Raw genomic sequence first — 2,864 nt, forward strand, 5'->3', positions numbered from 1 at the left:
TTCAAAAACGGCCAACTCCCTTAGCGGTACTTATGAAGGGAAAAAACATGACAAAAAGATAGCGGATGAGGAAAATCCGATTTTTCCAAAAGGCAGCATACTTTTCAAAGACACAGGCTTTCAGGGATATGAACCTAAAAACACAACCTGTTATCAGCCGGCAAAGAAGCCCCGAGGCAAAAACCTGTCTTTGGAAGACAGATTTTTTAACAAGATGATTTCTGGAGTCCGCATTATTGTAGAACACGTCATTTCAGGTATAAAACGTATGCGCATCGTTAAAGATGTGTTCCGGAACACTAAAAACGGTTTCAGTGATCTTGTTATGGAAATCGCCTGCGGTCTGCATAATTTAAGAGAAACATTCAGAGCTCCTGATCGTACCCCAAAAGCCAGACAACCAGTATGGAACTGACCTCTTATTTCCGAAAATGTCTAATGTGTCAAATTCATCATCCTCAAATTCTGGATTACCGCAATAAATTACAATATCCGGATAAACATAGTTCTCCGCAATTTTAACCCGCATGTCATTGGAAAACAGGTTACAAGTGGATTTATCAGCTTTGAATTTGCCCCCTAACTCTACTGTAAGATTAACATTGATACGGTTATGATTTCTTCCGGCGCCAACCATGGCAAACGCTTCACCATCAAAAAATTCATATTTAATATCAAGGGCGCTTTTTTCAAGTGCAAGATATTCGCCTGGTGTCATCTTCTTTTTATCCTGCGGTTGTGCGGTCATGGCCCTTAATCCTTTCCTGTTAATATTAAGAAAACGCTATAAATCATATTTCGCAGTACCGCAAAACTCACTCATAAATATTTTTTTAAATTAATCAAAGACTTGGCATCTATTGTGTGCAAATTAACTTTTTCAAAAAACAATGTTTTTTGAGCCGCAAATTATATGCCCACTTTGACTATATATGGGTTAAAAAGTGAGTTTTGCGGTACTGCTAATTTGGGTTTTCTTACCTGTGGATTTGATATCAGTAGAATATCAAAATATCAAGCCTGAATCCGTCATGACCCCGTCACCAGAAAGGAGAGCATCGCAGGTACGTTTAATATGCAACTTTTAACACGGAGAAAGAATGGGGTAAGATGGCCCCGGAATTCAATGGTATTGTCAACCTGAAGCATCAAGTCGTGATCGAGATGCCCAATGGGCTTTATTAATCTGGCTTTATCCAATGTACGAATCTGATCGGCTTTCCCTTTAGCGTCTTTGACTGATCCGGTGCTGTTTTGGGATAAAAAAATTTCAAGATGTATTGGCAAACCATTGTCGTTTTGTCTGTCAATTTCGGAATTATACCCCCTGTTTCACACAATTGATTGCAGGAGCTGGCTTAAATATCAAAATGTCAAGCCTGACCCCATCAGACCCCATCATGACCTGACCCCATCATGACCCCTACTTACCCTTGACCGCCGTATGATTGAAGTGGCAAACAATATAGGCATAGAGACTATGGAGGTATAAAAATGAAAGTTTTTACATACTCAGAAGCTCGGCAAAAGCTTTCCACTGTTTTAGATCTGGCACGATCTGAAGAAGTCGTAATAAAACGTCGCGGGGGTGAAATGTTTACAGTGGTCTTTAAGCAGGTTAAACAATCCTCCCCATTTGATGTGCCTGGAATAAAAACTAGGGCCACTACAAATGACATCCTTGACGCAATTCAAGATTCGCGATCAATGAACACAGAACCAAACAATAAGCCAACAAAACGATAAACTCGGATCGAGGGAGACTTAGCTGCTTGGCGTTCGGCCCAGGCATGATATTTTTATATTCTAATGATATCAAACCCATATGGCAAAAAAACCAAGATTACATTACTGAAACGCATCTTCAATGGAGAAAGGACAATGGAACAGGCTCGGGAAAAAATATTTTCCAGTTTAAATATTTCAAAAAACCGGCTGCTGGACGAAATATCCTTATTGCTGGCTAAACAGCAGATCTCCGAGTTTAGAATGGAAATAGAGTATCTGGAAAAAAATATAAAAGTACTTTCAATGGACTCAATGATGACTTTCAAAAGCAAACAGCGTCATATGAGATGGAAAATGACTGGATGAAGTGGAAATTTGCGGTTGAAAGCCTTCAATACTGGAAAAATCTACTTCACGAAAAAATTTAACTTCCCGCCGAGAAGTCCCCTTCCGAATCTGTGATTCTGTGGGGGACTTCTCGGCATAGTTTGTTGTTGACTTCATACTCTGTTCTTTGTATTTTTCCTCATATGAAATATGAGATTGATATGGGTTGCCATTCGGTTTATTGTATTCAGTTCCATCTTGTGTTTTGTGTAAAATACAGACGTAAGGTTTTGACAGATTCAATATCAGAAAGGCTGAAGTCGCTTGTGGTCAATATTGCATCTAACTTTGGAATACGAATTATTGAGCAAGAAACAGATAAAGACCATATCCATATACTTTTTGCGTCAAAACCATCGGTTACCTTGTCTAAATTTATCAATAGCCTGAAATCTGTTACCTCCCGTATGATTAGAAAAGAATTTCCAGAGATCAGGAAAGAACTATGGGGTAAAGCCTTTTGGTCTCCATCATATTTCCTTGCTTCGGTTGGGCAGGTAACTTTGAGTGACGTAAAAATCAGATGATCCTGAATCCGGTTTCAAGGATTTCTCTTACAAAAGGGTCTTCTTGTGTAAAATCTTCCTCTCTGAACGGCATGGGTTCAATATCAGAATTTACCTGAAATTTATACTTTCTGATGCGATTCCTGTCGTTGAACCGGATACCTTCAAACTGGCTTGAAACAAGGGCTATGTCAATATCACTCAGGTCTGAAAAATTTGGCTCTCCGATATTTTCCGTGGTTG

5 protein-coding genes and 1 pseudogene are annotated in these 2,864 nt (G+C 39.2%); 3 read left to right on the plus strand and 3 right to left on the minus strand.

The window, feature by feature from the left end; translation table 11 throughout:
- Positions 1–415, plus strand: a 415-nt coding sequence (locus tag B3D59_RS18460; protein WP_414646525.1) for a transposase family protein, incomplete at its 5' end; no start/stop codon positions are given.
- Here the strand turns inward: B3D59_RS18460 and B3D59_RS08175 are convergent.
- Together B3D59_RS08175 and B3D59_RS08180 are read right to left on the minus strand one after the other, a co-directional pair.
- Entirely contained in the window at positions 353–748 is a 396-nt protein-coding gene (locus B3D59_RS08175; RefSeq protein ID WP_349676878.1) for a Uma2 family endonuclease, read from the minus strand. The genes B3D59_RS18460 and B3D59_RS08175 overlap by 63 nt on opposite strands.
- Positions 749–1,029: 281 nt before the next feature.
- Positions 1,030–1,287, minus strand: coding sequence for a type II toxin-antitoxin system PemK/MazF family toxin (locus B3D59_RS08180; RefSeq protein ID WP_286818855.1), 258 nt, complete (start codon positions 1,285–1,287; stop codon positions 1,030–1,032).
- A gap of 207 nt (positions 1,288–1,494) precedes the next feature.
- Here B3D59_RS08180 and B3D59_RS08185 point away from each other — a divergent pair, with 207 nt between their 5' ends.
- On the plus strand, positions 1,495–1,746 hold the full coding sequence (locus B3D59_RS08185) for a type II toxin-antitoxin system Phd/YefM family antitoxin (protein WP_286818857.1): 252 nt from the start codon (positions 1,495–1,497) through the stop codon (positions 1,744–1,746).
- A gap of 512 nt (positions 1,747–2,258) precedes the next feature.
- Positions 2,259–2,642: an IS200/IS605 family transposase gene (gene tnpA / locus B3D59_RS08190; RefSeq protein WP_286818865.1), complete on the plus strand. Its 384-nt coding sequence runs from the start codon at positions 2,259–2,261 to the stop codon at positions 2,640–2,642.
- Here the strand turns inward: tnpA and B3D59_RS08195 are convergent.
- Positions 2,635–2,864, minus strand: a pseudogene (locus B3D59_RS08195) (hypothetical protein); the annotation flags it as partial. The gene tnpA and the pseudogene B3D59_RS08195 overlap by 8 nt on opposite strands.

The organism is Desulfobacter sp. UBA2225 (assembly GCF_002348205.1).
GTDB lineage: Bacteria > Desulfobacterota > Desulfobacteria > Desulfobacterales > Desulfobacteraceae > Desulfobacter > Desulfobacter postgatei.

Excerpts from the sequence above, each read along its gene's own strand:
- B3D59_RS08175 (WP_349676878.1), bottom strand. The coding sequence starts at position 748 with ATGACCGCACAACCGCAGGATAAAAAGAAGATGACACCAGGCGAATAT.
- B3D59_RS08185 (WP_286818857.1), top strand. The coding sequence starts at position 1,495 with ATGAAAGTTTTTACATACTCAGAAGCTCGGCAAAAGCTTTCCACTGTT.
- tnpA (WP_286818865.1), top strand. The coding sequence starts at position 2,259 with ATGAAATATGAGATTGATATGGGTTGCCATTCGGTTTATTGTATTCAG.